Source organism: Rubripirellula reticaptiva (assembly GCF_007860175.1).
Classification (GTDB): Bacteria; Planctomycetota; Planctomycetia; order Pirellulales; family Pirellulaceae; genus Rubripirellula; species Rubripirellula reticaptiva.
In genome coordinates this window covers 1341040-1366535 of record NZ_SJPX01000001.1, presented here as the reverse complement: position 1 = coordinate 1366535, position 25496 = coordinate 1341040, and the positions used below count along the sequence as shown (strand labels likewise).

Here is a 25496-nt window from a genome sequence, read left to right as displayed (position 1 = left end):
GGCGTCAAAGATGCCACAATACAGGCTTGAATGACTAAAGTGGTTCTATACGGCTGCGTGACGAAAACGTCCCGGCTAAGTTGCCAATGTTGTAATCTGGCCCCAAGAATCCTCACTTTCCCACCTCCTTCCTCTGACACGAGTCGCCCCTCCGTGAAACCACTCTCTCCACCGATTAAGTTTGGATTGGTAGCGACATTGATCGCCGCTGCGTCCCTGTTGACCTGCAATGTGAATTCAGCCGCCGAGCTGAAGCTACAAAACGGTGACCACATCTGTTTGGTTGGGAATGCGTTAGGCGAAAGACTGCAGCACCACAACGAATGGGAAGCACTGTTGCACCAGCGGTTCCCGACGCTGAACCTAACCGTCCGCAATTTGTGTTTTCCGGGTGACGAACCCGTTGATCGCATTCGATCAGAAAACTTTGGCGACCCCGACGTTCACTTGGCACACAGCCAAGCAAGCGTGATCTTGTTTTTCTTCGGCTACAACGAATCGTTCGCGGGCGAAGCGGGCTTGGAACAGTTCGCAAAACAAATCACCGAACTGGTCGAGCACACTCAAGCCACCGATTACGGCAAGGGCACGCCCAGGATCGTTTTGGTTTCGCCGATCGCATTCGAAAAAACGGGCGACTCGAATTTGCCCGACGGCGAAGCTCACAACGCTCGACTGGCGATGTATACCGAAGTCTTGCGCGAAGCAGCGGTAACGGCCGATGTGGTTTTCGCGGACGTGTTCACGCCGACGCAAACCATGTTTGCCGACAACGACGAACGAATGACGCTGAACGGTTGCCACTTGAACGACCTCGGTTACGCTGGGTTTGCGAACGTGTTTGACAAGGCACTGTTCGGTGAAGGTGGCCCCAAAACAGTCGACCCTAAAGTTCTTGCGGAAATCAACGACAAGAACTTTCATTGGTGGCACCGCTATCGCGCCGTCAATGGTTTCTCGATTTATGGCGGTCGCGGCAAAGCGGGCAGCGACGGCACCTACGACAACACTGACGTGATGGAACGCGAACGCGCGATCCTGGATCAAATGACAGCAATCCGCGACGCTCGGATTTGGAAACTTGCCAATGGCGAATCGGTCGCGGACAAGGCGGACGACTCGGGCACGCTCGCTTTCATCAATCCGAAAACGAATGTGGGCCGCCCCAATGACCCCAACGTCACCAGAGGCAAGCTGGGATCGCTCGATTACAGTCCCGCCGCTGAACAGCAAAAGATGTTCACCTTGGCCGATGGGTTCGAAATTCAACTGGTTGCATCGGAGGAACAGTTCCCCGACCTGGCAAACCCAGTGGCGCTCAACTTTGATAACAAAGGTCGATTGTGGGTTGCGACCATGCCGTCGTACCCACACTGGAAGCCTAAAACGAAACTCGATGACAAGTTGCTGATCCTCGAAGACACTGACGGTGATGGCGTTTCCGATACTTGCAAAACGTTCGCTGGCGGACTGCACCAACCGACCGGTTTCGAATTGACAGCGGACGGAGCCTACATCGCCGAACAGCCCGATATTTTGGTCGCACGCGACACCGACGGCGACGACAAAGCCGATGTGGTCACTCGAAAGCTATTCGGTTTCGACACTGCCGATTCGCACCACGGCATCTCGGCATTTGAATGGGGACCGGGCGGCAATCTGTATTTCCAAGAAGGCACGTTCAAGTTCTCGCAAGTCGAAAGCCCCTATGGGCTGACTCGCCTGGGCGAGGCGGGGATTTGGGCCTATCACCCCAAAAACGAAAAGATCAGCGTTTTCAGCAACTTTGCATTCGCCAACCCTTGGGGACATGTATTTGACGCTTGGGGGCAAAACTTCATCGGTGATGCATCACCGGGCAACAGTTACTGGGCCGCACCGATTTCCGGACGCATCGACTACCCGCTGAAGCACCCCGGCGGATCCCAACATCGCCGCGTCGCATCGCTGGGCGGTGGTGATCCCAAATTTGAGTTCCCGACGTTTTACAAAAAGCGAATTCGTCCGCTGTCCGGTTGTGCGATGATTTCCAGTCGCCACTTTCCACCCGAAATGCAAGGCAACTTCTTGGTCACCAACGTGATCGGCGATCGCGGCGTGCTGAACCACGAAGTTCGCGAAGAAGGATCTGGATTCGTGGGCAAGGAAGTTCCACCACTGTTGATGTGTGACGACGGAAACTTCCGCCCTGTCGACATTCAAATTGCACCGGATGGTTCGCTGTACATTGTCGACTGGCACAACGCGTTGATCGGTCACCTGCAACACAATCTTCGCGACCCTAGCCGCGACCATAGCCACGGCCGAATTTGGCGGATCAAGCACAAAACGCGGCCTCTATTGCAGCCTGCCAAGATCGCAGGCGAACCGATCCCCGCGCTGTTGGAACTATTGAAGGTGCCGGAAGACCGCACGCGTTACCGCGCTCGCCGCGAATTGGCGGCTCGCGATACGAGCGAAGTTTCCTCGGCACTAAAAACGTGGATGGGGTCGCTCGACAAGAACGAAGAAGGCTACGAACATCAAATGCTCGAAGCGCTTTGGATGCACCAAACGCACAACGTCATCAATCGAGAACTACTCGAAACGATGTTGTCCGCCAAAGATCACCGCGCTCGTGCGGCGGCGACTCGCGTGCTGTCGTTCTGGCTCGACTCGGTACCCAACCATGCAGCGCTGCTTCAAAAGTGCATCGCGGATGAACACCCGCGAGTTCGGTTGGAAGGAGTTCGTGCGGTTAGTTTCCTGCAAGGCGACGACGCAGTCGAACTAGCACTCGGCGTATTGGAATTCGAAATGGACGACTACCTCCAATACACGTTGGACGAAACCATGCGTCGACTCGAACAGTAGTCGCGTGGGTTGAGACTTGAATTGAATGTCAGCTGCGAATCAAACCAATCGGCCCAATTCGTAGCGACATTCAGTCACCGAAAAACAAGCCCCGCCGAGTCTTGCAACTCGGCGGGGCCCTCGTTGTTTTACGATTCACCGCTTCACTACCTACCGATTTGGGACCGACATGCGGGTTCACTTTAGCTGCTTGATCCTTCTGGTATCGACTTGCCTTGTTTTTGCTGACGACGTTGTTGCTGACGACCACGGTCATGGCTCATCAGCAAGCACAACAGCCGTCGAAGCCCCGACGGTTTTCTTGGACAAGAGCCCGCGGATTGTCGCCTACCAGCTAAAACGACTCGACAATGCTCGGCTGCTGATGGTGCCCCGCAAAACGGACGACGTAAAGTACATCCCGGTGTACTCGGCAATCATCTCGCGCGCCGGCATGTCTCCCCAATTTCGCGAAGAAGCGGTCGACGCGTTGATGATGCTGGAAACCGCCAGTCCGGTATCCGTGTTACTTGGTGCAGTGGACCGAGTCGAAGGCGATGACCGCGCCGTCCGACGTACTAAACGCGAACTAGCGGCGATGATGATTCGGCGACATGAAGCTGATCTACCCGCCAGTACCGACGAGTTGGTCGAAGCCACAAAATCCAGCGATGACTTCATCCAATCGGTTGGCTTCGCAGGCTTGTCGGTATCGGGCAGCGAAGCGATTGCTTTGGAGCATGCGGCAATTGGCAACGACGAAACGCTGTCACTGCTTCACGCCACCGAACTGGTGCCGCCAAAGAAAATGCCACCGTCGATTCGTGACTTTGTCGTCAAGACTCTGACCGAATCGAAGTCAACGTCGGTTCGCAATGCCGCCATCAATGCGCTGGGGTTCATTCCGACCGATCAAGCTAACACTTTTGAAATGGTCGCTCCGCTGGTGGCTGATGCCAAGCTACGAACTGCCGCCGTTAAGACGTTGCTGATGATCCGCGACGAGGACCGGCAAGAGTCCGTCAGTGCAGAACTGCTGAGCAACCTTGTCGACACCGCCGAAAAAACTCCGGCGTCCGAGCGTACCAGCGCCGCCTTCACCGATGCGATGCAACTGGCCGACGGTTTGATGGCCAGCGTTTCGTCCGAAACGGCTCGTCAATATCGTGCCCGTCTGAGCGAAATCTCAGTTCGCATGGTACGAATCAAAACCGTCGAAGAAGAAATGCGTTACGACCTCACCTACTTTGCCGTCGAAGCAGGACGACCGGTTCAGATTGTCCTCGAGAATCACGATCTGATGCCGCACAACATGGTGATTTCGATGCCGGGAACTTTGAAAGAGGTCGCCCAGTTAGGACTCGAAGCAGGACCAACCGGCGGACGTGATGGACTTCAATACGTGCCAAAGTCGGACCTAGTCATCGAAGCAACCGAGATGGTGCCGGCGCATGGCGAAGCCCGTTTAACGTTTACCGCACCGACCGAACCAGGCGAATATCCGTTCGTTTGTACGTTCCCGCAGCACTGGTATCGCATGTACGGCGTGATGGTCGTGACCGAGAACCTCGACGAGTGGCTGAAAAACCCCATCGAACCCGCCAATCCAATCGGCAGCAATCGAGCCTTTGTTCAATCGTGGACGATCGACGACTTCAAAGACAAACTTGACCAAGGCATGGTCGGCCGAACTCCTGAATTTGGCAAACGAATTTTCACCGAAGCCTCGTGTGCGGGATGCCACAAAGTAGCCGGCGAGGGCGGCGTCATCGGCCCCGAACTGACCGACGTGCTGACGCGTTGGAAGGGTGATCGAATGGGAGTCCTTCGCGAGATCCTGGACCCGTCACACAAGATCGATGCCAAGTACATGATGCAGCGAATCTTGACCGTCGACGGTCGCACGATCACGGGCGTGTTGGTCAAAGAAGACGACGATAACGTCAGCCTGATGTCGAGCCCCGAAGCAAAAGAGCCAACCGTCGTAGCTCAGGACGACATCGAAGCCATGGTGCCATCAAGCGTTTCGATGATGCCCAAAGCACTGATGGACCAGTACACCCAAGACGAGATTTTCGAATTGATGTGGTACTTGGAAACCGCGTCGCCAAGCAATAATTAATCGTCACGCCGCCCACAAAAACCGGCTCGATTTAAAACTAAAGTTTCTTATCGAGCCGGTTAGTTTTCATGGCGGCAAACAATGACTGCTATCGGTCAGCAGCCGTTAAGCAATGGTGATCAAGCCGAGATAAGTTGGTCGTCCATTTCCTTGGCCAGTCGTTTTCGTGCGACGTGCAGGCGACGCTTGATCGTACCGACCGGTGCGCCGCACTCGTCGCTCATTTCGATCAACGACTTGCTTTGCAAGTAGAACGCCTTCAACGTTTCTTGGTCCAAGTCGCCGAGTCGATCGATGCTGTCGCGAATCGCCTTTGCTTCCTCTCGCTTTTCGGCGAATTCATCCGGTGCGCCGATCGCTAGGCAAGTGGCTTCCATGACTTCTGGATCGCACGCCAACGCGCTTCGGTTGCGGGTTGTGCGATTGATCGCCATGCGGTGAACGATTCGTCGCAACCAACCACCAAAGGCCTCGGGGACTCGCAGTTGCTCGATTTTTTGCATCGCTTGGATGAAAACATCTTGTGCAAGTTCTTCGGCTTCGTCGGCGTTGCGAACGCGTCGCATCGCCAGCGCCACGATGGCAGGTCGGTAACGTTGGAACAGCTCGCCAAAGGCGTCTCGGTCGCCCGTCTGTGCTGCGCGAACAAGGTCGGCAACGGTTCGAGTCTCGATGGTGAATAAAGTGTTATCAGTGAATTTCATGACGGTGTCTTTGTGATCGGTGCGGATAACGAGGTTCCGTCATGCAAACGATTCGGCCGCAATCAATGCGAATGAACGTTCAGTCACGATCGAACCAAGACGTATGCCAACGACTCGGGCCATGAAACGAATCCAGCAGGATCCGGGTCACAAAGGCCAAAGCCAGCGCGTCATTGCCGAGCAGTAACCGCAGCAAAGTACCCACCAAAAGCGATTCGCTTTGGATGACTCTTCGCCGGTCGGTTCCGATTCTTCGCGGTAGCGGTTTCCACCACTACCGTGTGCCAGGGCTGTTAGCCTCTAGCGGATCGGGCCGGACAATTTGCCGTTACCAAACAAGGTTGGTAGCCGACACCGCCGCGTTTCGTGCCCGTGATGGCTAAGAGCGTTTCGCTCTGATCACCATGGGCGACGACAAACGCAGCAAAGTCGCTGGGGGATAACGAGCCGACTAGATAGCTGGCGGTCCCCAGAAGCAATGGACTGTGTGGCATTGCACTGAGTGGCATCCGATGCAGCCAACGATGGAGGATCGTTGCGGCGACGAACGAGCGCGCGACTGTAATCTCACGTACCATGGCATTGACCAAGTTTCGTGTGACGACGGCGGTGATCTGTTCGAAACGCATTTCAACCTCCAGTGGCACCCGGAAAGGGCGCGGCTGCGGAGCACAAAGAAAAAGACAATAAAAAACACGCTTGGCGGCTAAACCAGAAATTTTCGATCAATCGAAATGATTCTGCGGCCGATCAAACGCCCTTCTTGCACTTCAGGGTATACCAGAGGCAAGTTAGAAACAAACTACTTTCCACTCTGCTGTCGAGTGAACCGCTAAATCTGTTCCCTGGGATCCGATAGGTGCGAATTTAACGCTCCCGTTGGAACCTCGACAACTTAGACATCCTACGTCCACTCAGGTTCGCATTCGCAGTGAAAAATTTGGAAAAGAGTTCCGAACCTGCCCGTGAAACGCATACCGAACGGAATTTGGGACTACTGCAGGACACTTGGGTGGCCGCGAAAAACGCGGTCTTGGAACTGATTTTGCCGCCAGTTTGTCGTCTTTGTAACGCCCCGGTCCGCGGCGACGACGATTTCTGTCCCGTCTGTGACACCGCTCTTGAAATGTCGGCTTCGGCGATGGCTTCCGCATGTCGGCGATGCGGAAGCCCGCAATCGATCGTGGTCAATCGTTCGGCGCCTGCTGAATCGGTGGTCGAGTGCCAAAACTGTCGATCCCATTCTCACGAATTTGACGCTGTGATCGCGCTGTGGTCCTACAACGGGCGAGTTTGTGATGCCGTTGTGGCCGCAAAATATGTTCACAACGCCCCGCTCGCCGACGCGATGGGGCGGCGACTCGGGCAACGAGCGGCAGCGTATTTTGCGGGCTCGGCCGTGCCTGACTGCGTCACTTACGTCCCGTCGCACCTGACGCGGCAGATGACGCGTGGAGGAAACGCAATCGTTTCCGTCGCCCAATCGGTCGCCAAATCGCTCAATCGGCCGAGCCGAGGACTGCTGAAGCTAAACCGTGCGATTGCAAAACAAGCCTGGCTAGATGACGAAGCTAGGCAAAAAAATGTTCACGGTGCGTTTTCGGTCAGAAAAAGCTATGCTTCACCTAGATCGCCCCAAATCGCCAATCGGCATATTCTAGTAGTCGATGACGTTTTGACGACCGGAGCGACTGCCGATGCGGTGGCGGGCGCTTTGAAACAGGCTGGTGCCGCGAAAGTCACTTGGGCGGTCACGGCACGGGCTGTCCGCGGCCACTAAATCAGCAACCCGATACAGACAACCAACGCAGACACCCGATAGAGTCGACTGACACCGAGTTCGATTTTGGCGGACCGAACTTAACCGACGACCTTTCTAATCATGGATCCGATGAGCTCTGATCTCGCCCCCCCTTCCGATTCGGACGCAGACGCCAAACCCACTCGCGGAGCCGGCTTCCGACGCGCGATTCTGCGCGGCCTTGGTGTGGTGCTGCCGCCGTTGCTGACCATTGTTGTGCTGATTTGGGCTTGGAACACCATCGACAGCTACGTGCTGGGACCGATTGAATACCGGATCCAACAAGCGATTGTCTGGAAGATCGAGGACACCAAAACCGGTTTTCCCGAAGGCGCCATCGCAAACAACGAACGCCGACTCGATGGGTTCACCTACAAAGGCCAGCGATACGTTCCCGACCCAACCGGACGACGGTTCTTTCCGGAATACGTCAAGAACATCGTTGATGAACGAGCGGACTACTTTGGACCGTTCACGCCGGCGCCGGCCAGCGCGAGAGCTTACTGGCATCACTATGTGCAGCTGGAATACATGCCGCGAACGCTTGTTGTGCCGGTCTTCCTGATCGTGTTCACGACCGCGCTGTATTTCTTGGGCCGAATGTTCACGTTCGGTTTGGGGCGTTGGTTCGTTCACGCATTTGATCGCACGATTCTAAGCATCCCGGTTGTCAACAAGGTCTACGGCAGCGTCAAGCAAGTCACCGACTTTGCGTTCAGCGAACGTGAAATTGAATTCAACCGAGTCGTTGCAATCCAGTACCCCAGCCAGGGCATCTGGTCGCTCGGGTTTGTGACGGGCAACAGCATGGTGGAGATCGCCGAAGCCAACGGCGAACCTGTGCTGAGCGTGCTGATGCCTACCAGCCCGATGCCGATGACTGGTTTTACCGTCACCGTCAAACGCAGCGAAGCAATCGATTTAAACATCACGATCGACGAAGCGATCCAGTTTATCGTTTCGTGCGGCGTCGTCGTCCCGCCTCAACAGCGCAATGAACGGGTTGTATCGGCCAAAGCAAAGCCGACGATCGTTGTTCCGCCAATGAAGTAAGTTGATCGCTGAACGACGCGATGTTGCTGGCGATCGCATTAGTGTGGTGTCGGCAGCATTTCGATGCTCGGTGGCATCGTCTCGATCGAAAAAGGATCAGGGATCGCGGTAGGTCGAGGCGGTGGAGCAGCGCGAGGCGATGCGGATGATCGGACCGGCTCATTCAAACGCGTTGATGAAGGCAATTCGGTAGAGTCACCAATTTCCGAAGCCTTCGGTCGCGACTTGGGTGTCAAATCGATCACTCGGTCTTCGATGCGGAACTCGACCGCTTCGTCGGGTTCATCATTAGGGTTGAATTCCGGAGCCTCTGGCCCACGATCAAGGGCATCGTTAAAGAACAACGCCAGCTGACGATCTGCCCAACGGCGCCACTGTGGCCGCGTTTCAATCAGCACCAAATCTTGCAGTTGCTGATTCAAGTCGGGCCCTGATTCACCCAGTCGAATTCGCAAACGCACAAGGTTGCCCAAAAAGACGGGATTGGCCGGTGCCATCTGAATCGCTTGGCGGTAAAGATCCATTGCTTCGGTCACTTTGCCGGCCGATTCCAACGTCAACGCCAAGTTGTAGTAGACCGATGGATCATAAGGCATGAACTCCATCGCTTGCTCAAACGCTAAGACCGCCTGATACAGATTGCCATCTTCGAAGTGCAACAATCCAAGATTGTTGTGCGCGGGACCGTAGGTTTGGTCTGCCGAGATCGCGGCGATGTACTTTTGCGTTGCCTTTTCGAGGTTGCCCATCCCGAACTCTTTCACGCCAACCAGTGTCAATCGGCGAGCCAGATCGGGGTTCTGTTTCGATTCAACCTGAATGATCGATTCGTTGCTGTTCTTCCACGACGCGCACCCGCCAACCGCGCTGGTGATGATCACACCAGCACCCAATTCCAACAGCAATCGTCGGGCGAGCCGCTTCATCCGTGAATGGCCAATCGAAGCATTAGAAATGCAGAAATTTAATACGAGTACAACGCCAAGGTTTCTTGGCTACCTAGGACTTGTTCGGAAATAACTCAGGCATTGACAACCACAAAATCACACGCCGCCCAGAGGGAGGGTAAGAGCCCGAACTTAGTTTCCGTTCATTACTTAGACTTCGGTGAAAAGATCATCTGGGTCAAGGTCATCTCGGCATCCCATTTCTCCACGTCCCCGCTATTTGCCTGATTTCCATTTTCCGGACTTCTGGGGACCGACAACCGCAGGTCTCGAACCATCGTCCCTGATTTTTCGTCCCGAAGCGCGTCACAGAACTTCAAAATCTGAACCATCGTCGACGGAGCCAGCCCGATCGTGGTCATCCGCATTTCAAAATCACTGCGACCGATTCGCTGAGGATCCGTCGGCTGTTCTCGCAACAGGGCCGCCTGATTCAAGCCGGCTGCCTGTCGGGCCGCCTCGATTCGATTACTGATCTCGGCGGGCGACTGCAATTCCAACGCCGCGACTCGCGGGCCGTCTTTCAATCGGTCGATCTGTGAAATCTTCGTTTGGACCTCGTCCAAGTCTCGGCACGCTTGGCCCAACCGGTCCGCAGCCGACCGTGCGTCCAACAGTCCAAAGACCGAGTAAACCCCTAAGATCAGGATTGCAATCGCCACGAACCATCGGCGCCGCACCGCTTCGTTTGACCAGCCACTCATAGCGACGGCTCCTCTAACCAAGTCGCCTCGATCGCTGACACAAACGACTTGGCGTCCTTCTGAGTCGTGACGGGTGGATTGACTTGGAAACCGGCCGCCGCGATCGCCGATGCGATCTTGCCCGCATCCACAGGACTGCGAACCACCAAATCCATATCGACTTGACCATCGTTGATCTCGATCGATTCGAACTGGAATCGAACGTCTGGCGAAAACGCGGCCATCAAACGCCGCAGCACCATCGGCGCTGGCGTCGGCACATCAATCGCCGCCGCGCCACTGGATCCGATCACCTTGGCGTGCTCGCTGCGAACACGACGAAGGATCGCGCCGGGCACTCGGGTGTCAGGGAACCCGGTCTCGAACAACGCCCGTTGTTGCTTTTGAAGCGAAGTGATTTCGTTTTCGATCTTTGACGTCCGATACCAACCGCCGATCGCAATCGCCAGCAAGAAAGCCACTGCGGAAAACGCCAACAATCGCAAACTCTGTTGAACACCGCGTAGCCGATCCAGCGGGGCCAGTTTCTCGCGGCGCAATTCGAACCAAGGTCCGCTGCGATCCGCCAAGTAGGACGCGGCACCTCGCTGAGCGTGCAGCATCGCCGATTCATCGATCCACTCGACTTGGCAATCGAGCGAGCCGCGAATCATCGCCGCTGATTCCGGTGTTGCCCCGGCCATCAACACTCGATTAACGTCACCAAAATCCATCACACCGTGACGTGAGATCGCTTCGCCATCGAGCTGCAAGTGTTTCCATGACACAACGCGTCCATCGTGAATCGCAATCGAATCCAACGCGTCATCGATGCCCAACAGCAATCGAACGCGTCCGACCAACGATTCGCTTTCGACCACCGACCGCGTCGCCAAGATGGACTGCGGCACGATCGAATGGATCACGATTCCGTTTGCTTCGAAAGCGTCAGCAATCGCCTTCCAACGATCCGATTCAATCGCGACCGCCGCCACGATCTTGCCCTCGTCACCGTCCGTCACGACATAATCGGCAACAAAAGATTCCGCATCCATTGGCAAGTGATCTTCAAGTTCGAACGCCATCGCAGTTCGATCTCGCACATCAACGTTGTCAGCCGGACGCATGGCGACAAAGAAACATGACGTCGAAGCTGGCGACAAAACGCAGGCGACGTTCTTAAACTTCAAACCGTCGATCCAAACACCGGCCGCATCTGCAAGCTCGGTCGGTGATGCAGCGGCGTCGATCACCACCGACTCGTCACCACAGGCAACGGTCCACTGGCCGGACTGTTCAACAATCAGTATCTCGCAGCGACTCATTGATTACGTCTCCGGCCGTTGGGACGAAGATTGCCGCCGCCATTCGAGTTTGCCGACGGTTCCGACCGCTGTAACCGAACGGTAGATTCGCTTCCTTGGTAAGACAACATCACCCGTTCCGACTCGATCCCATCAATGGTCACTCCCGCGGGAGTCAGATCCAGTTCCTCGCCAATCGCTTTGATGTCGAACTTTCCTTCGGCGTCCGAGATGATCGCAACGCTGCCGTTTGGATCGATGATCGTTCCTACCAAAATCAACCCTAGCTTCGGCACAGCAACCGGTCGCGGTACCGCAGGCGGAGGCGGCGGTTTGACCGGCACCGGACGCGGCGTCGGTGCGGGTGGATCGTACAGCGGCGAGCGCAGTGAACGCAGCGCGACATCGGTACTAAGCGGAACCTTCACGGTCGCATCTTCGTCGGTCACGATCACTGACGGCATCGTTTTGGTCGCCCCTAGACCATCGGTTTCGCTAACATCCGAAACCGCCCAATATCCCACACCGCCAGCACCAACCAGCAGCATGATTGCTAGGGCGTTCATTGTGCGGCGTTGGTTGGTGATATCCATGGCGATTGATCTGTACGCGAATCGATCAGTAAGCGAATCGAGTGTGCTGGGTGATTCCGGTTTCATCGCGAACGGTCGCAGCGAACGTTCGCAACCTTGTCCCGCTGCGACTCGAAGCGTCAATCCACACAGAATAGTTCGTACTAGTCTCAGAGATCAGGGCGGTAATCTGATCACGATTGTCCTGGCCCGAAACCTCCGTCTGCAGAATCACCCCTAATGTAACGGTTGGATTCTCGCGAAAACGCTTTAAAAACTTCTGCGCTCCGCCATCTTGCACCACTGAGCCGACCACCGCCAAGATCGCTTCGTCGGATGCACGGCGAATGTTTAGAACTCCGTTACCCCAAAGTGAAATTCCGGTCGTCACATTCGGAAGTGCAACCGGCGACCTAGCTTGACGCTCGAGTTCCCCAATGTCGAATACTTCTCCCCAACTGCGAAACGCCGCCGGCAACTCAGGCTCGGCCGTTTCGCCATCCTCCGACGATGGTTCCTTCAACCGCTTGTTCTCGCGAGCCAACTGCAGGGGCTCGACAGCGGGTATCAATCGAATCGTTCCTGGAACCGCCCGACCAATCACACGTTCGATCGCCTGCTGAGTTTTCATCGGCCCAGCGTGGTGGTACATCGCATTGAGATTCAGCTTTGCGTCTTCGTCACCCAACAGCAAATCAAAGGTGATCCCCGACAACGTGACCGCCGCGCGAATGGTTGCAGGCGGTGGAATTTCGGGGCTCTTTTCAGCGTAGATTTTCTCTTGATCGTCAAACACTTTGGGAATCGCTTGCTTGACCACGCGTTCGATCGTCAACGCGCCCCAACGTGATCGCAAATCCCGCTCGGCATCAGCCGCTTCCAACCCGCGACGCAAACTCACTTTTGCGAGCGTTGCCAGAACGGTGATCACCAAAACCGAGACGGCGATCACGACCAGTAGAACGTAGCCTTTACGCGTCATGATGATTCACCAATTCACGAAACAGCACTCGGCCGTCACGTCCTCGCAGCGTGACCCGAAATACCGATGGAATTGGCGGTAAACCACCGGTTTCCAACATCGGCAAATCACCATCACCGGAATCGACAGCGGCTACCGCATCAATCTCGATCGCAGTCGCGCCAACCCAAGCGATTTCTGTCGATCGAGCATCCGTTCGCGTTAGCAATGAACCTGCCTGCGAGACGTGAATCTGATAGACGACTCGTCCCGGCAGATTTCCATCCCTCAAGAATCCGTGCAACACGATACCACCCGCGATCGCCGTCATGCCACGTGAGTTTTGCAAATCCAATCGCAACTGGTCCGCCAAAATCGTGATGGGAAAACGATCCGCTTCGGCCTTCCGAAGCTCGTTCGATTCTCGCACCGCCGACCAAACGACACCTAACAGTCCCGCCATCATCATGGCGGTTAAAACCGCCGACGCGACCAATTCGATCAACGTGAATGCCAATCGCCGATTGTTTTGGCGCGTGGTCACTTTGCACCTTTGACAATATCGACACTGACCAAGGTTTGCTGTTTTCCCGGTGCCGTCGCCTCAATAATACGAAAGCGAACCACACTCATTGGGATCCCCGCCGGCGCGGCCAATCCGACCAACTCCGTCTGCCACCACCAACCGCTGCGACCGGGGACCACGCCGCGCCCCGCCGGTGGAATGCCACCCCGACCACCCGACAACTGAAACAACAGTTCATCAGCCACACCAACAGCCGCCAACTTAGCCTCCGCAAATCGGCGGGCTCGCTGATGAGCGGCAAAGGCCAACAGCGAACTGACCAGCACGCTGGCCATGATCGCTAAGCCGACCAGAACTTCTAGCAGCGTAAAACCCGTTGAAGACCGGCCAACACGAGCAGCAGAGCAAAAACTATAACGCGAACAACGCATTGACGGCTCCCTCGTTATCGAGCGATATCACTTGGCCGCTGGTCCCCAGCATCACGAGCCAGCGTTTCATGTTCCCGCGCATAAGTTCAACCGCGTAGGTTGGACATTGCCCACTTCGATCAACCACCAAGATTAAGTCGGAACCCGAAACACCACTCCGGTGCATTCGCATGTTCGATATCGAAACACGAGACGGCAATTGAAACATCACGTCTAAACCAGATCCCGCCACATCGACGTCCAAGCGACCGCGACTCCGATCGATTTTTGCAATCACAACGTCGCCCGTCACACGCGCTTCGCGTCGCGCGCGTGAATCAAATCGCTCGATCGTTTCTGCGGCCCGTCCGAGTTGGTAGCGATCCATCACTCCACCAAGCGACAATGCAGCGATCGCCGCCAGCACGGCCATGATCGTGATCACAACCACCAATTCAATCAGTGTAAAGGCACTACGCATCGCCATCCAACGATTCACTGGTAAAGTCAGCGTGTTCACCTTCGCCGCCTTCGCGACCATCCGCGCCGAGCGATACGACTTCGTAGGGTTCGGTACTGCCGGGGCTGACGTATTCGTACGGATTCTTCCAGGGATCGATCGGCAACTTGTTCAAGAACCCATCGGGCCAGGAATCAGTCCCCTGAACCAAAATTTCCAGTCCTTCGTCCGTGGTCGGATAACGACCTTGGTCGGCGTAGAACGTTTCGATCGCTTTGACAATATTGGCGATTTCAGCCTTGGCCGCATTCTGTTTTGAAGAGATCAAATAGCCTCGCGTGCGGACCGCCACCAAGCCGGCCAACATCCCCAAAATCACCATCACAACGATCAACTCGACCAGCGAAAAACCTGCACGCGATAGGTGCCGACGATGAAGACTGCTAGGCCTTACGAAACATGGCTTCAAATTGGAACTCCAACCGAATTGGCATGTCATGGATTGATCGCCACCGAATTTACTGAACATTCCCCGCCTCCAAAATTGGAAGGATCGTCGCTAATAACAAGAAGCCGACCATGGCGGCTAAGAACAAGATCAGGACAGGTTCCAGTAGCGCCGTCAAGCGAGCCGAAGACGTCGCCACCTGTGCATCGTAGTCGTCAGCAAGCCGAAACAACATTTCATCGAGCTTGCCGGATTCCTGTCCGACCGAAAACACCCGTACCGCTAACGGGGGAAATACGCCACTTTGCTTCAGCGCGTCGGCGACCTCTTCGCCCGCTGAGATCCGATCACCACATTCCGACAAGGCCTTCTTGAAGATCACGTTACCCGTGGATCGCTCGGCCAAGTCGACCGCGCGAGTCAATTCAACGCCGCTGCGAGACAACGTCGCAATGATCATCGCGATCCTTGCCACGCCCTGCTTGACTGCCATCGGTCCAATGATCGGCAATTTCAGCATCGTACGATCCCAAAACCGCCGACCGCCAGGCGTACGTAAAGCAATTACCGCTGCACCGATCGCCACGATCACCGTGATCGAAATCAGCCATCCGTGGGCGAGCAGTGCATCACTGATCGCTTTGGCAACCCGCGTGGGAAACGGCAACACGTCCATCGTCTCTTGCAGGTTTTCCAACAACGGTGGCAAAACCCACGTCATCAAAAACAGTCCTGCCGCACTTCCAAAGAACACCAGGAACAACGGGTACACCATTGCCGTGGTCACCGAATCACGTAGGTTCAATTGTTTGCGTTTGAAGTCGGCCAATTGAGTCAGTACGGAATCGAGTGTCCCCGAATTCTCACCGACTTCGACCATGTGTACTGACGCAGCGTCGAACAGATCAGGTCGATCCGCCAGCGCTTCGGCAAGCGACGAACCGGCCGCCACTTTATCGCGAACGCCCAGTACTGCGGTTCGAAACGATCCAGTGTTTTGATCCGTGATCGTGTCCAGCGCATCCAGCATCGGGATTCCCGCGTGCAGCATCATCGCCAGTTCGTGAACCGCCGTTGACCACTGAACCTTGGTCGACGTCAACGAGAAATTTGGCCGCCAACCGCCGCCCGTTGACTTAATACTGCACTCGTCAAGCTTGCGAACGCGAACACCGTTGGCCCTAAGTTGGTCACGTGCTTGTCGCGGCGTATCAGCGGCGATGGTGCCACGCACCGTTTGCGAATCGCTTCCAACACCGGTGTAGGCATACACTGTCATAGCGACGTCACTCGCAGCACTTCATCAAGCGTCGTGATTCCCTGATGAATCTTTAGGACACCATCGGTCGAAAGCAAATGCATCCCCGCCGCCAAACCGGCATCGCGGATTTGCGATGCGTTGCCGCGTGTTTGGATCAAATCACGACACGCATCATCGACAACCAACAACTCGAACAATCCAACTCGGCCTCGGAATCCCGTTTGTCGACATGCCGAACAACCGACCGGGCGGTAAACGCCTTTCAAATCCGCTAGCGAGATCCCTTGATCAGCGAGCAACGAATCGGGCGGTTTCGGTAGCCGACCGATGGCGGTCGGATCGGGCTGTTTGCATTCGCTGCACAGCTTGCGAACCAAACGCTGAGCGAGCGAGGCAACCAAAGAACTGCTGACCAAGTACGGTTCGATTCCTAGGTCCAACAACCGGGTCACCGCGCTGGCAGCGTCATTGGTGTGCAGCGTGCTAAACACCAAGTGCCCGGTTAGCGATGCCTGGATCGCCATCACGGCCGTTTCGGCGTCACGGATTTCGCCCACCATGATGATGTCGGGGTCCTGGCGCAAAACGCTGCGCATCCCCGACGCAAAGGTCATGCCCTTCTTTTCGTTGATCTGCGTCTGACTGATTCCGTCAAGCTGGTACTCGATCGGATCTTCCAACGTCAGCACGTTCAAATCATGGGAGTTGATTTCTTGCAGGGCGCCGTACAACGTCGTACTCTTGCCGCTGCCGGTCGGACCGGTCACCAAAACCATGCCGTGGTCGCGAGAAATCAGCTTGCGAAAGATGTCAAAGTAGTGGGGTGGCATCCCCAACTCGGCCAACGAATACAGCCGGGCGCTCTTGTCGAGCAACCGAATCACGATCCGCTCGTTGTGGCTAGTCGGCAGCGATGCAATCCGCAGATCAACCGTGCGATCGCCCAACTGAACGGTCGCACGTCCGTCTTGAGGCAAACGTTTCTCGGCGATATTCATTCGCCCAAGTACCTTCACGCGAGTCAGCACTTCTTCCTGGACCGCTTTGGGAATCTCAAAGCTATCGAACAGAACACCATCGATCCGCTGGCGCACGATCACGCGGTCTTCGTAAGGTTGAATGTGAACATCCGACGCACCTGCTTTGACCGCGTCAAAGAGCAAGTGGTTGACCAACCGGATAATCGGTGCGCGACCTTCGGTGTCCAGCAAGTCTTCGCGCGACGCTAAGCCACTGACCTCCCGAAGCACACTGTCTCGATCGATTGCATCGATCACCTGCTGAGCCTGGCTCGATCGATCGGCGTACGCCAAGTTGATCGCTGCGTCGATCGCCGACGCCGATGCAACGACTGGCGTGACTGGTCGTCCCAGCGCGCGACCGATGACATCCAAGTGGTCGTATCCCGCTCGGTCACAAACCGCAACAAGCGCCGCGTCACCATCCAAAACACCAATCACTCGGTGGCTTCGTGCGTGCGCGATGCCGAATCGTTTCAAGAACGCCGGATTGGCTTTCAAATGCGCAAGCGAATCCAAAACATTGCACCGCAGCAAGCGTGCGAGCGTCGATACGGGCTCGTCCAAAGTGCGGTCAAGCGAATCAGCATCTCTGACTAGCGATTCAGCGCCGAGCTCGGATACTGGGTCGAGATGGTTTGGTGTGGTTTCAGGCATGGAATCAGGATCGGACCGCTTTCCGGGTCGTCGCCGGGAATCTGCGCGTCCTGCGCCTCGATGTCAGACAAGTATTTCAGATCGCGGAAACGCGAGTCTCGTAAAATTTTGGGTCGAATGAACAGAAAGAATGACGTCGTCGACTCTTCCTTGGTCGTTAAACTAGTCAGCTCTCGCAGTATCGGAATTTTTTCAGCCCACGGCACGCCCGTGAACGTCTCACTATCACCAATTCGTTTCAGCCCCCCGACGACAACTGTTTTGCCATCGGGAATCGTCACCACGCTGCCCACACGGTCGATTTGGCGTGGTGGTGGCAAGTTGGCGCCACCGGAACCGGTAAAGGTACTGAACTCCACCTCAAATTCTAACTGCAAGTGGTCGTCTTCGTTGATATGAGGGGTCACCGTAATGGTTGTCCCGGCCTGCTGGTCCCCGCCAAGGGACTGGCTGCTGATCGTGTTGATCGTGTTGATGCTAAGAAACGGCACGCTGGCGACACTCTCAAGCGTCCCGGTTTGGTTATCGTTGACAAGGATTTTGGGCGACGCAAGCACACGGCTACGGGTATGCCGCGACAAGGCTTGGACAATCACATCCGCTACATCCGGGTCCACCAGCACACCGTTGAATCCCAGATTCGGAATCACGCTCAACGCTCCGGTGGTCGGATCAACTTCGCTAAGTCCGAATGAAGTGAATTTGAACAGTCGCTTTGCGCCCGTACGGTCGCCGATCGAGACTTCCACGCCGAGCGAGAAATTATCGCTTGTGTCGACCGCAATGATGTCAGCTTCAATCATCACCTGAGGACGACGTTGATCGAGCGACTTGATCAGTTTTTCGTACAGCGGTTGAACGTTTGATGGCGCAAAGACAATCAATGAATTCGTCGCAACGTCAGCCGACACACGTGCCCCGCCCGGCAAAGTCGCGACTTGCCCGGCTCCCGCGCCACCCGCTAAGCCGAAACCAGCGCCCCCAAACCCCGCGTTGCCGATCAAAGGACTCAGTGCCGCATTCTGATTCGCATTTGCGTTTTGACCCTGCATCCCCAGCAAACCGCCATTGTCACCATTCCCGCTGTTGAACGGTAACCGAATGTTTTGTCCGCCGGTATCGCCAAACGCACCTGGCTGCGTCACGGCTGCACCCAGCGCCATTCCAAGTCCCAAACCGGACGCCGGAACAACACCTCCGACGTTCAATCCGCCGAGCGTTCCGAAGGCACCGCCGCCGAAACCTGCGACACCCTCGGTGCCCGTCGCTTGCTGCAGCGCCAACAATGAATACAAAACTTCGACCGCGTTTGCGTTTTTCAATTTATAGAACTGGATCGGGCTGTTGCTTGAACTGACCGGACGATCGAGTTCCTTTAGTAACATTTCGACCTGCTGATGAACGTCCATGCCCGCTCGGACGATCAACAAGTTCCCTTCTTCATCGATCGTGGTCTCGATCGATTCTTCGGCCTCTTCGCTGCTGACCATTCCGCGAACCAGTTTGTCGACTCGCTCTGCTGAAACGTTTTGCAACCGATAGGCTCGTGTTTGAAACTCGACACCCGTGTCTAACTGTTTCAACAGCGACATGATTCGCTCGACCAATGACTTCTCACCCGCGACAACGATCCGTTGGCCCGATGCGTCATTGAACAGCTTGAAATCGGATTTGGTTGCCGCGGCTTTGGCATCACCCTCGACCAACAACGCTTCGACTTGCTCGATCAACGAGGCGGGCGTTCGACTGCGAGCGACGAAAAAGTCGATCACTGGTCGTCCCGCCGGTCGATCCAGGACTGCCAGCAACTCAACGAGCGACTGGACGTTCTGGGCATAGTCCGTCACCACCAGCAAACTGTTGTCAGCCAGCGTGATGAAGTTGGCACCCTTAGACAAAAACTGTTTAAAGGTCTGCGAAAGCTGAGTGATGTTCAAATGCTCGACAGGGATCACCTGAGTCACTGCGGCGGCTGGCCCGTCGAGACGCAGCACGTCACCGGCTTGGCCGGTTTTGGCATAGGGAACCATGTCAGCGATATCAACGATCCGTTTCCATCCCGGCACGTCGGAATCGACGATCGCTAGGTTTTCCCCCTTCAATAGACTGCCGATCAACGCCGACAACGCCGACTTGGGCAATTTTGCCGGCGTATAAACCGTTACCTGACGATTCGCCAAATCAGCGCTGTACAGGAACCGAACATCCATTTGTTTTGAAACCGCCTCGACCAACTTGGTCAAACTGACCGAACCGGCCAAGTTCAGCTCGACGATCTCATCGCGTTCCGCCCCAGCGTCGGCGCGAAAGTTCTGAGCGACAACCTGATTTGCAAGCAATGCAAACGCCAAGACCATCGCCCCGATATACGGACTTCGAATCTTTTGGAAGATCGTGAGCGACAGAAATTCAATCAAGATGGACCATCCGGTATCATGCTGCCGGGAAAAGGGCGAGCGGGCGTTTGCATCGGCGAGGACGCGGAGCATCTGTGACGCTATGAAACTTCGCCGGAACACGTCAACACTTGTTTCACGAACTCGCCACTGGCCAACGTCGACAACACCAAGCGATTGCACCGATGACAAATTCTAAAAACGACGCTATCCGTCCATTCCATATCTATCTGTATGGCAATGATCGAGGTCCGATTCCGACCAGCTTCGAAGCGACAGCCTCGCGGCTAGAAGCACTTCCACTTTTGTACTTTGAACCCGACGGTTCGTTTGTGTGGTGCCGCGATCGTGGCGAGCAACAGATCTATGGGATGCTGTACGACGCCGCAGGACAAATCCAGTACTGCGAAATCCAAGGCAAATGCAGCCTTTCGACTTGGATCGAGCTGCGATCGGCAATCACCGGCGAGCTCGCCACCGCCGGCCCTGTAATCGGTCTGCAAGCGATGCGATTGCCCGAACAAGAATTGCAGGAATTGCAAAGCTTTGAAAAATCAGTTTGGCGTTCGACCGCCCACCGTGCAAATGCTAGCTAGACCGGCGGAAAGAAAAATGAGGTCGTAAAACGCGGAAAAGGATGACTTTAACGCGAACATCGATCATTCCTTCGCGGTCACTTCTACTGATTGGCACGATCATTGCATTGCAACCCGATCAAGAAGCCGACACGCGTCAGGCAAAACGTCCAATCATCTGGACGAATGACTTTTCAGGAGGATCTGGATCATGTTGACCGTCACTTGCGAACCTACTGTCTCGGAAATCACCACTGGCGCCCAAATTGAGACGCTTCCTTCCGATGCTGAAATCTCTCGACGTGTGAATCGAATCCGAGCGGGTTGGAGCGTTCAAGAACGAGTCGCCCGCCGCCGCGAAGCCGACGATCGGTTTACCGCGTTGCTGGAAAAACTGACTTGCTGCGAAGCCGCCTAATCGCGGCCGAGGCCGTCAGTCGTTTTCGCTGGTAGCATTCACTGATCATCCAGTTTTTCGCCACCGGTCGCAGGTGCGTTCACCGACTCGCCAGCGACTTCGTCGTGATAACGACAGGCTTCCAAGAACGATTCCAACAACACGAGCGCGGCGATCGCGTCGACTCGTTTCTTCTTCTTCGCACGGGTGTAGCCCGCGCCGGCCATGCGTGAATTCGCCGCGGACGTCGTGAACCGCTCATCAAACAGCCGAACGGGCAAGTCCGTCTCGTCGAACAGCCACTTTGCAAACTTGCGTGCTTCGCGACTCTTGTCGCTTTCGCCACCGTCACAGTGGATCGGCAAGCCCACGACGTAAGCAACGATGCGTTCGTCCTTGGCAAGATTGCGAAAGTAGTCGCCTTTGTCTTCCCAATTCGCCGCGGAGCAAACCTCCAGCGGGCTTGCCAGAATCCGATCTGGATCGCAAATCGCGATCCCGATGCGAACCGTCCCGTAGTCGACGGAGGCAACCCGGCCGGTACAAGGGAATTCCGAATTGGAAACTGCATCGGGCGTCGGATCGGGATAAGAATCCATGGTGTCATTTCTATGAAGTTTTGGCGGCGCGAGTGCATCAGAGATGTCACAGGCGGTCGTTAAACATTATGTTTCGCGAAATTCATCTCTGATTTGCTGCACTGACTGTACCATTTTATGTTGCATCATCGCCAACGACACCGCCGGTACGCTTGCGGTGCTATGTTTTTGATCATGTTACTGGTTCACGTTGGGTGTGCCCGACCACCCCAGCCCGATCCGCTTGAGCTTCCCCTGTCCGAACCGACATCGGCGGATGTGGCAGACCAGAAAACCATTCGCCAGTATCAGACGGCAATTCAAAAAAAATCGTCACCCCGTGCCCAGTCGTCGATCGTTGCCTCCAACGATTGGCCTCAGTTGTACGGGCCCAGCCGAAACTCAGTCGCGGCAACTCAGGCGGTAAATCTGGCTTGGGGACCGGGCGGCCCGAAACAACGCTGGAGCCTAAGTATCGGTACGGGCTATGGATCGCCCGTCGTTGCCGGAAATCGGTTGGTGTTCAATCACCGTATCGACGACGATGAGATCGTCCAGTGCGTCGACACAGAAAGTGGTGAAACGATATGGCAATACCTGTATCCGACCACGTTCGTTTGCGACATCGAATACAGTGATGGCCCGTATAGCACACCGGTGATTGATGGCGACCGAGTCTTCGCGGTTGGCGGACAGGGTCAATTTTTTTGCTTGTCGCTTGACTCTGGTGCAATCATTTGGTCGCGCGATCTGCACGAGGAATACGAAGTGAAAGACGGAATCTTTCCCGTCGGTGCATCGCCAATGGTGATCGGCGACCGCGTCATTTTCGATGTTGGAGCGGAAGATCACGGCGTGGGCATTCTGGCGATGGACCGCAATGATGGAGCCGACATTTGGCAATCCGGCGACGCGCCCGCAGGCTATTGCGCACCCGTCGCTGCGACCATCCACGATCAATCGTTCGTGTTCGTGATGACCCATTTGGGTCTAACGTCACTTGACCCGGAAACGGGCTTGGCCGATTGGTCGGTTTCTCATCATTCGCGCGCCCCGATGTCGTTCAACGCTGTGACACCGTTGGTGTCGGATAATAAAGTGTTGATCGTAACAGGCCCAGGGCCAGGGGCAGTTTGTTTGCAAATCAACCCTGATCGAACGCAACACGAACTGTGGCGAGATCGGCGTGTCATCGATTGCCAGTACAATACGTTGATGCCGGTCGGATCGGATGTAATCGCATTTACTTCTGCCGGGCAGGGTGGCGCGGAACTACGCAGCGTGGACCTTGCGACAGGAAAGCTAAACTGGAAATATCACTCGCTACTTCGTCGAGGCCAGGGTCTGGTCGTCAACGGATCATTGGTTTTGGTTGGCGAGCGAGGTCATCTCGCGTCTGTCATCCCAACAGCAACCGAGGCCAATGTGCTCGCTTTTACTGCCGCGCCGATCATGACAGAGCCTTGTTTTGCTCCACCCGCGCTGGCTGGAAATCACCTATTTGTTCGCGATGGTGAACGGCTGACTTGTTTTGATTTGAGAAACTGATCGCCGTCCTATACGAAGCTTTTGGCATCTGGTACGGACGCTCGCTTAGTTGTTGACGTCCTCTATTTCGGTATTGCTGGCCGTCAATAGGCCCCCCTTGCGACCGAAGAATGCAACATCGGACAACTTGATACTTAGATCGACGCCGCTTTGCTTCGCCAGTTGGGCCGTTATCGCAAGCGGGCTGGAAAGGTCGACTTTTTCGAGATCACCGAGTCTCGCCTTCACGTGAATCTTGTCCAGTGAGTCGGGCATCTTTTCGAACACGTTTCGGTACCAATGGGCGGCACGATCGAGGGCACCCTGTCGATAGACTCCCGGCCTGGCTTGCGATGCCAATTCCCACCACGAGTCGGCGATGGCAACTTCGTCTTCATTCGTTTCAGATCCCTTCAAGTCGATCCTTGAGGCACGGCGAAGTGGTTCGGGGCCGCCACCAACCAGTAGCGGCAATCCACGATCCCAGTCGCCCTTGATGAAGCACAGGTATCGCCCAAACGTCGCCGCCGCCTCGCCATCATCGGGATTGACGCGATAGGCGGCCAATTGATCTTTGGCGTTCGCATACTGGCGTTCGGCCTCGGCCAGCACAACACCCAATCGCCCCAGCATTTTCGGCAACCGGTTGCTTCGCGAAACCTCGATCATCCGATCCGCGCTACGTACCAAGATTCTGGCGGTGTCGTAGTCGTCGTTCTCAACCGCGTGCCAAACAACGTAGACCGCCCGTTGTAAAAACGTGGTTCCATTGACGGATGCCGAATCCATTTGTGACGATGACTTGGCGAGACTCAAAAGAGCGTCCGTGTTGGTCTTATAAGCGTCGACTTCAAACGTGGCGACACGTGCATCGACCGCCGACAACAACGTGTCGACCGATCCCGCCAATTGGCCAAGCTTCATCGCCGCCGTTTGCATCACATAGGTGCCGGCCAGATCGGCCTGCATCGTTGCCGAAGCTTTCAAAATGTCCACCGCCAATTTGTCTTTTGCCATTCGATCTCTCGCCGCACGGATACGGTCACCAAAGATCGATTGAAATTGTTCTTCGGCGTTGGCCAATTCGATCGAGTTGGGGACTTCTCGCCGAACGATGGGAATCGAATCAAGGCTCATCGTTTGGGTTGGTGACCCGGACGTGTCCGCAATGATCGACGAGGTCACTGTTTCGCTGCGGTCGACCACGCTGTCGAACGAAACTTCGCGGTGAATGACCGCCGCCGGTTGGCGTTCGTTCCCGGCATAGGTGAACGCGGGATAGAGCTGTTGGAATGGCAGGTCGTCACTCAAAGAGAACGGCCAACCGTTGCCCCAGATCGCCAGCGCGCCGTCACCGCGTAGATGACCGAATCCGCGAGTGATTGCCCTTTGACCGCCCTCGCCACCGAACAGACGATAGTCCTCAGGTTTGGTCCACGGCACCGAGAAATCGTCGTCGACTTCCAACAACAGGATCGTGTTGTCTAAGCCATCGGTGATCCTGTCCACCTTGGTAACTTTCTGTTCGTTGCTTTCTTCATCACGCTCGGTGAAATCGTGAAAAATCAGGAAGTTGGCCAGCGGGGCTAAGAAATTCGTATTCGTGTCGAAACGTTCTGGTGAAACGTATTCTGGCGGAATGAACGTCAACAGTTCTTTGTTCTCGGGGTAGTCCCAAGGTCGTTCGTGGTTGAATTTGTCGTACAGTTCTTGGTAGCCCAGGTAGGGAAGGAGGGCAACTCGCCACGAAAATGTCGAAATTCCACCCGAAGATTCCATCGTGTAGTACGGGAACTCACCGTGATCGGCCACGTAGGCCGCCATTGCTTCGTGGATTTTTTTGAGGTTGTCGACAGCCATCCTGCGACGATCGGTTGCCGACAATGGCTCGGTTGGTTTGCGCTGGTCAATGGGCGTCAATGGTTTCTGTTCGACGCCGGCGATCGCCTTGGACGTTTGTTTCGGAACGGCCGTTTCGACCGCTGCGGTCTTTGACTCGCTGATGGGGGCGGGTTGCGGTGCAGGGGTGCTTGCTGCGACCGGAGTAGCTACTTGCACCGGAGTCGGGTCAACGTCATCGGAACTTGCCCGTTTGCGCCTCATCGCTTTGGCGATCAAATCCTCTTTGCTGGGGCCACATCCGACGACAAAAATCGTTGCGCAACATGCGATCATTTTCAAAATCGTATGGATGCGGAACCGAGCCAATGCGACCGTTGCAGCGGATTCGGGTCGGGCGGCGGTGAAAGACGTTTTCAATGGA

The 25496-nt window shown here is 55.6% G+C and carries 23 protein-coding genes; 7 read left to right on the top strand and 16 right to left on the bottom strand.

The genetic code is table 11. The features are described from left to right. Positions 1–153: 153 nt before the first annotated feature. Positions 154–2853, top strand: coding sequence for a PVC-type heme-binding CxxCH protein (locus Poly59_RS04880; RefSeq protein WP_246151386.1), 2700 nt, complete (start codon positions 154–156; stop codon positions 2851–2853). A gap of 169 nt (positions 2854–3022) precedes the next feature. After that, on the top strand, positions 3023–4954 hold the full coding sequence (locus Poly59_RS04875; protein WP_146532887.1) for a plastocyanin/azurin family copper-binding protein: 1932 nt from the start codon (positions 3023–3025) through the stop codon (positions 4952–4954). A gap of 119 nt (positions 4955–5073) precedes the next feature. Here the strand turns inward: Poly59_RS04875 and Poly59_RS04870 are convergent, their stop codons facing one another. Together Poly59_RS04870 and Poly59_RS04865 are read right to left on the bottom strand one after the other, a co-directional pair. Beyond that, positions 5074–5658, bottom strand: coding sequence for an RNA polymerase sigma factor (locus Poly59_RS04870; RefSeq protein WP_146532886.1), 585 nt, complete (start codon positions 5656–5658; stop codon positions 5074–5076). Between the two features lie 293 nt (positions 5659–5951). Then, complete coding sequence (locus tag Poly59_RS04865) at positions 5952–6287, bottom strand: hypothetical protein (protein ID WP_146532885.1); 336 nt, start codon at positions 6285–6287, stop codon at positions 5952–5954. A 302-nt stretch (positions 6288–6589) separates the two neighbouring features. On the opposite strand from Poly59_RS04865, the gene Poly59_RS04860 reads away from it, so the two are divergent. Then, positions 6590–7438, top strand: a complete 849-nt coding sequence (locus tag Poly59_RS04860; RefSeq protein WP_146532884.1) for a ComF family protein — start codon at positions 6590–6592, stop codon at positions 7436–7438. A 111-nt stretch (positions 7439–7549) separates the two neighbouring features. Continuing rightward, positions 7550–8512, top strand: a complete 963-nt coding sequence (locus tag Poly59_RS04855; RefSeq protein WP_246151385.1) for a DUF502 domain-containing protein — start codon at positions 7550–7552, stop codon at positions 8510–8512. Positions 8513–8550: 38 nt separating this feature from the next. Here the strand turns inward: Poly59_RS04855 and Poly59_RS04850 are convergent, their stop codons facing one another. From Poly59_RS04850 to Poly59_RS04795, 12 genes are all read right to left on the bottom strand, one after another. Beyond that, positions 8551–9438 (bottom strand): tetratricopeptide repeat protein, encoded by an 888-nt coding sequence (locus Poly59_RS04850; RefSeq protein WP_146532882.1) that lies wholly within the window; start codon positions 9436–9438, stop codon positions 8551–8553. A 167-nt stretch (positions 9439–9605) separates the two neighbouring features. After that, complete coding sequence (locus Poly59_RS04845) at positions 9606–10163, bottom strand: hypothetical protein (RefSeq protein WP_146532881.1); 558 nt, start codon at positions 10161–10163, stop codon at positions 9606–9608. Continuing rightward, the gene (locus tag Poly59_RS04840) at positions 10160–11467 is read right to left on the bottom strand and encodes a hypothetical protein (protein ID WP_146532880.1); all 1308 of its coding nucleotides are present in this window, start codon (positions 11465–11467) and stop codon (positions 10160–10162) included. Before Poly59_RS04840 ends, Poly59_RS04845 begins: the two co-directional genes overlap by 4 nt. Beyond that, positions 11464–12039: a type II secretion system protein N gene (locus Poly59_RS04835; RefSeq protein WP_146532879.1), complete on the bottom strand. Its 576-nt coding sequence runs from the start codon at positions 12037–12039 to the stop codon at positions 11464–11466. The genes Poly59_RS04840 and Poly59_RS04835 overlap by 4 nt, the downstream gene beginning before the upstream one ends. A gap of 25 nt (positions 12040–12064) precedes the next feature. After that, a complete protein-coding gene (locus tag Poly59_RS04830) occupies positions 12065–13000 on the bottom strand; it encodes a hypothetical protein (RefSeq protein WP_146532878.1) in 936 nt (311 codons plus the stop codon). Continuing rightward, positions 12990–13523, bottom strand: a complete 534-nt coding sequence (locus Poly59_RS04825; protein ID WP_146532877.1) for a hypothetical protein — start codon at positions 13521–13523, stop codon at positions 12990–12992. Before Poly59_RS04825 ends, Poly59_RS04830 begins: the two co-directional genes overlap by 11 nt. Further along, a complete protein-coding gene (locus Poly59_RS04820; RefSeq protein ID WP_146532876.1) occupies positions 13520–13936 on the bottom strand; it encodes a prepilin-type N-terminal cleavage/methylation domain-containing protein in 417 nt (138 codons plus the stop codon). Before Poly59_RS04820 ends, Poly59_RS04825 begins: the two co-directional genes overlap by 4 nt. Then, on the bottom strand, positions 13917–14396 hold the full coding sequence (locus tag Poly59_RS04815) for a pilus assembly FimT family protein (protein ID WP_186776019.1): 480 nt from the start codon (positions 14394–14396) through the stop codon (positions 13917–13919). Before Poly59_RS04815 ends, Poly59_RS04820 begins: the two co-directional genes overlap by 20 nt. After that, a complete protein-coding gene (gene gspG / locus Poly59_RS04810) occupies positions 14389–14904 on the bottom strand; it encodes a type II secretion system major pseudopilin GspG (protein WP_222436038.1) in 516 nt (171 codons plus the stop codon). Before gspG ends, Poly59_RS04815 begins: the two co-directional genes overlap by 8 nt. Continuing rightward, a complete protein-coding gene (locus Poly59_RS04805) occupies positions 14894–16102 on the bottom strand; it encodes a type II secretion system F family protein (RefSeq protein ID WP_146532874.1) in 1209 nt (402 codons plus the stop codon). Before Poly59_RS04805 ends, gspG begins: the two co-directional genes overlap by 11 nt. Further along, the gene (locus tag Poly59_RS04800; protein ID WP_146532873.1) at positions 16099–17760 is read right to left on the bottom strand and encodes a GspE/PulE family protein; all 1662 of its coding nucleotides are present in this window, start codon (positions 17758–17760) and stop codon (positions 16099–16101) included. Before Poly59_RS04800 ends, Poly59_RS04805 begins: the two co-directional genes overlap by 4 nt. Further along, positions 17700–20177 carry a secretin N-terminal domain-containing protein gene (locus Poly59_RS04795; RefSeq protein ID WP_186776018.1) on the bottom strand — a complete coding sequence of 826 codons (2478 nt, stop codon included), beginning with the start codon at positions 20175–20177 and terminating at the stop codon, positions 17700–17702. The genes Poly59_RS04800 and Poly59_RS04795 overlap by 61 nt, the downstream gene beginning before the upstream one ends. A gap of 164 nt (positions 20178–20341) precedes the next feature. Here Poly59_RS04795 and Poly59_RS04790 point away from each other — a divergent pair, with 164 nt between their 5' ends. Next, entirely contained in the window at positions 20342–20752 is a 411-nt protein-coding gene (locus tag Poly59_RS04790; RefSeq protein ID WP_146532871.1) for a hypothetical protein, read from the top strand. 190 nt (positions 20753–20942) lie between these two features. After that, positions 20943–21149, top strand: coding sequence for a hypothetical protein (locus tag Poly59_RS04785; RefSeq protein WP_146532870.1), 207 nt, complete (start codon positions 20943–20945; stop codon positions 21147–21149). 38 nt (positions 21150–21187) lie between these two features. Here Poly59_RS04785 and ruvX read toward each other — a convergent pair whose 3' ends face one another. Continuing rightward, the gene (ruvX, locus tag Poly59_RS04780; RefSeq protein WP_146532869.1) at positions 21188–21727 is read right to left on the bottom strand and encodes a Holliday junction resolvase RuvX; all 540 of its coding nucleotides are present in this window, start codon (positions 21725–21727) and stop codon (positions 21188–21190) included. A gap of 174 nt (positions 21728–21901) precedes the next feature. Between ruvX and Poly59_RS04775 the strand changes: the two genes are divergently transcribed. Continuing rightward, positions 21902–23254: an outer membrane protein assembly factor BamB family protein gene (locus Poly59_RS04775; RefSeq protein WP_186776017.1), complete on the top strand. Its 1353-nt coding sequence runs from the start codon at positions 21902–21904 to the stop codon at positions 23252–23254. Between the two features lie 45 nt (positions 23255–23299). Here Poly59_RS04775 and Poly59_RS04770 read toward each other — a convergent pair whose 3' ends face one another. After that, complete coding sequence (locus Poly59_RS04770; protein ID WP_146532867.1) at positions 23300–25492, bottom strand: DUF1559 family PulG-like putative transporter; 2193 nt, start codon at positions 25490–25492, stop codon at positions 23300–23302. Positions 25493–25496: the final 4 nt, after the last annotated feature.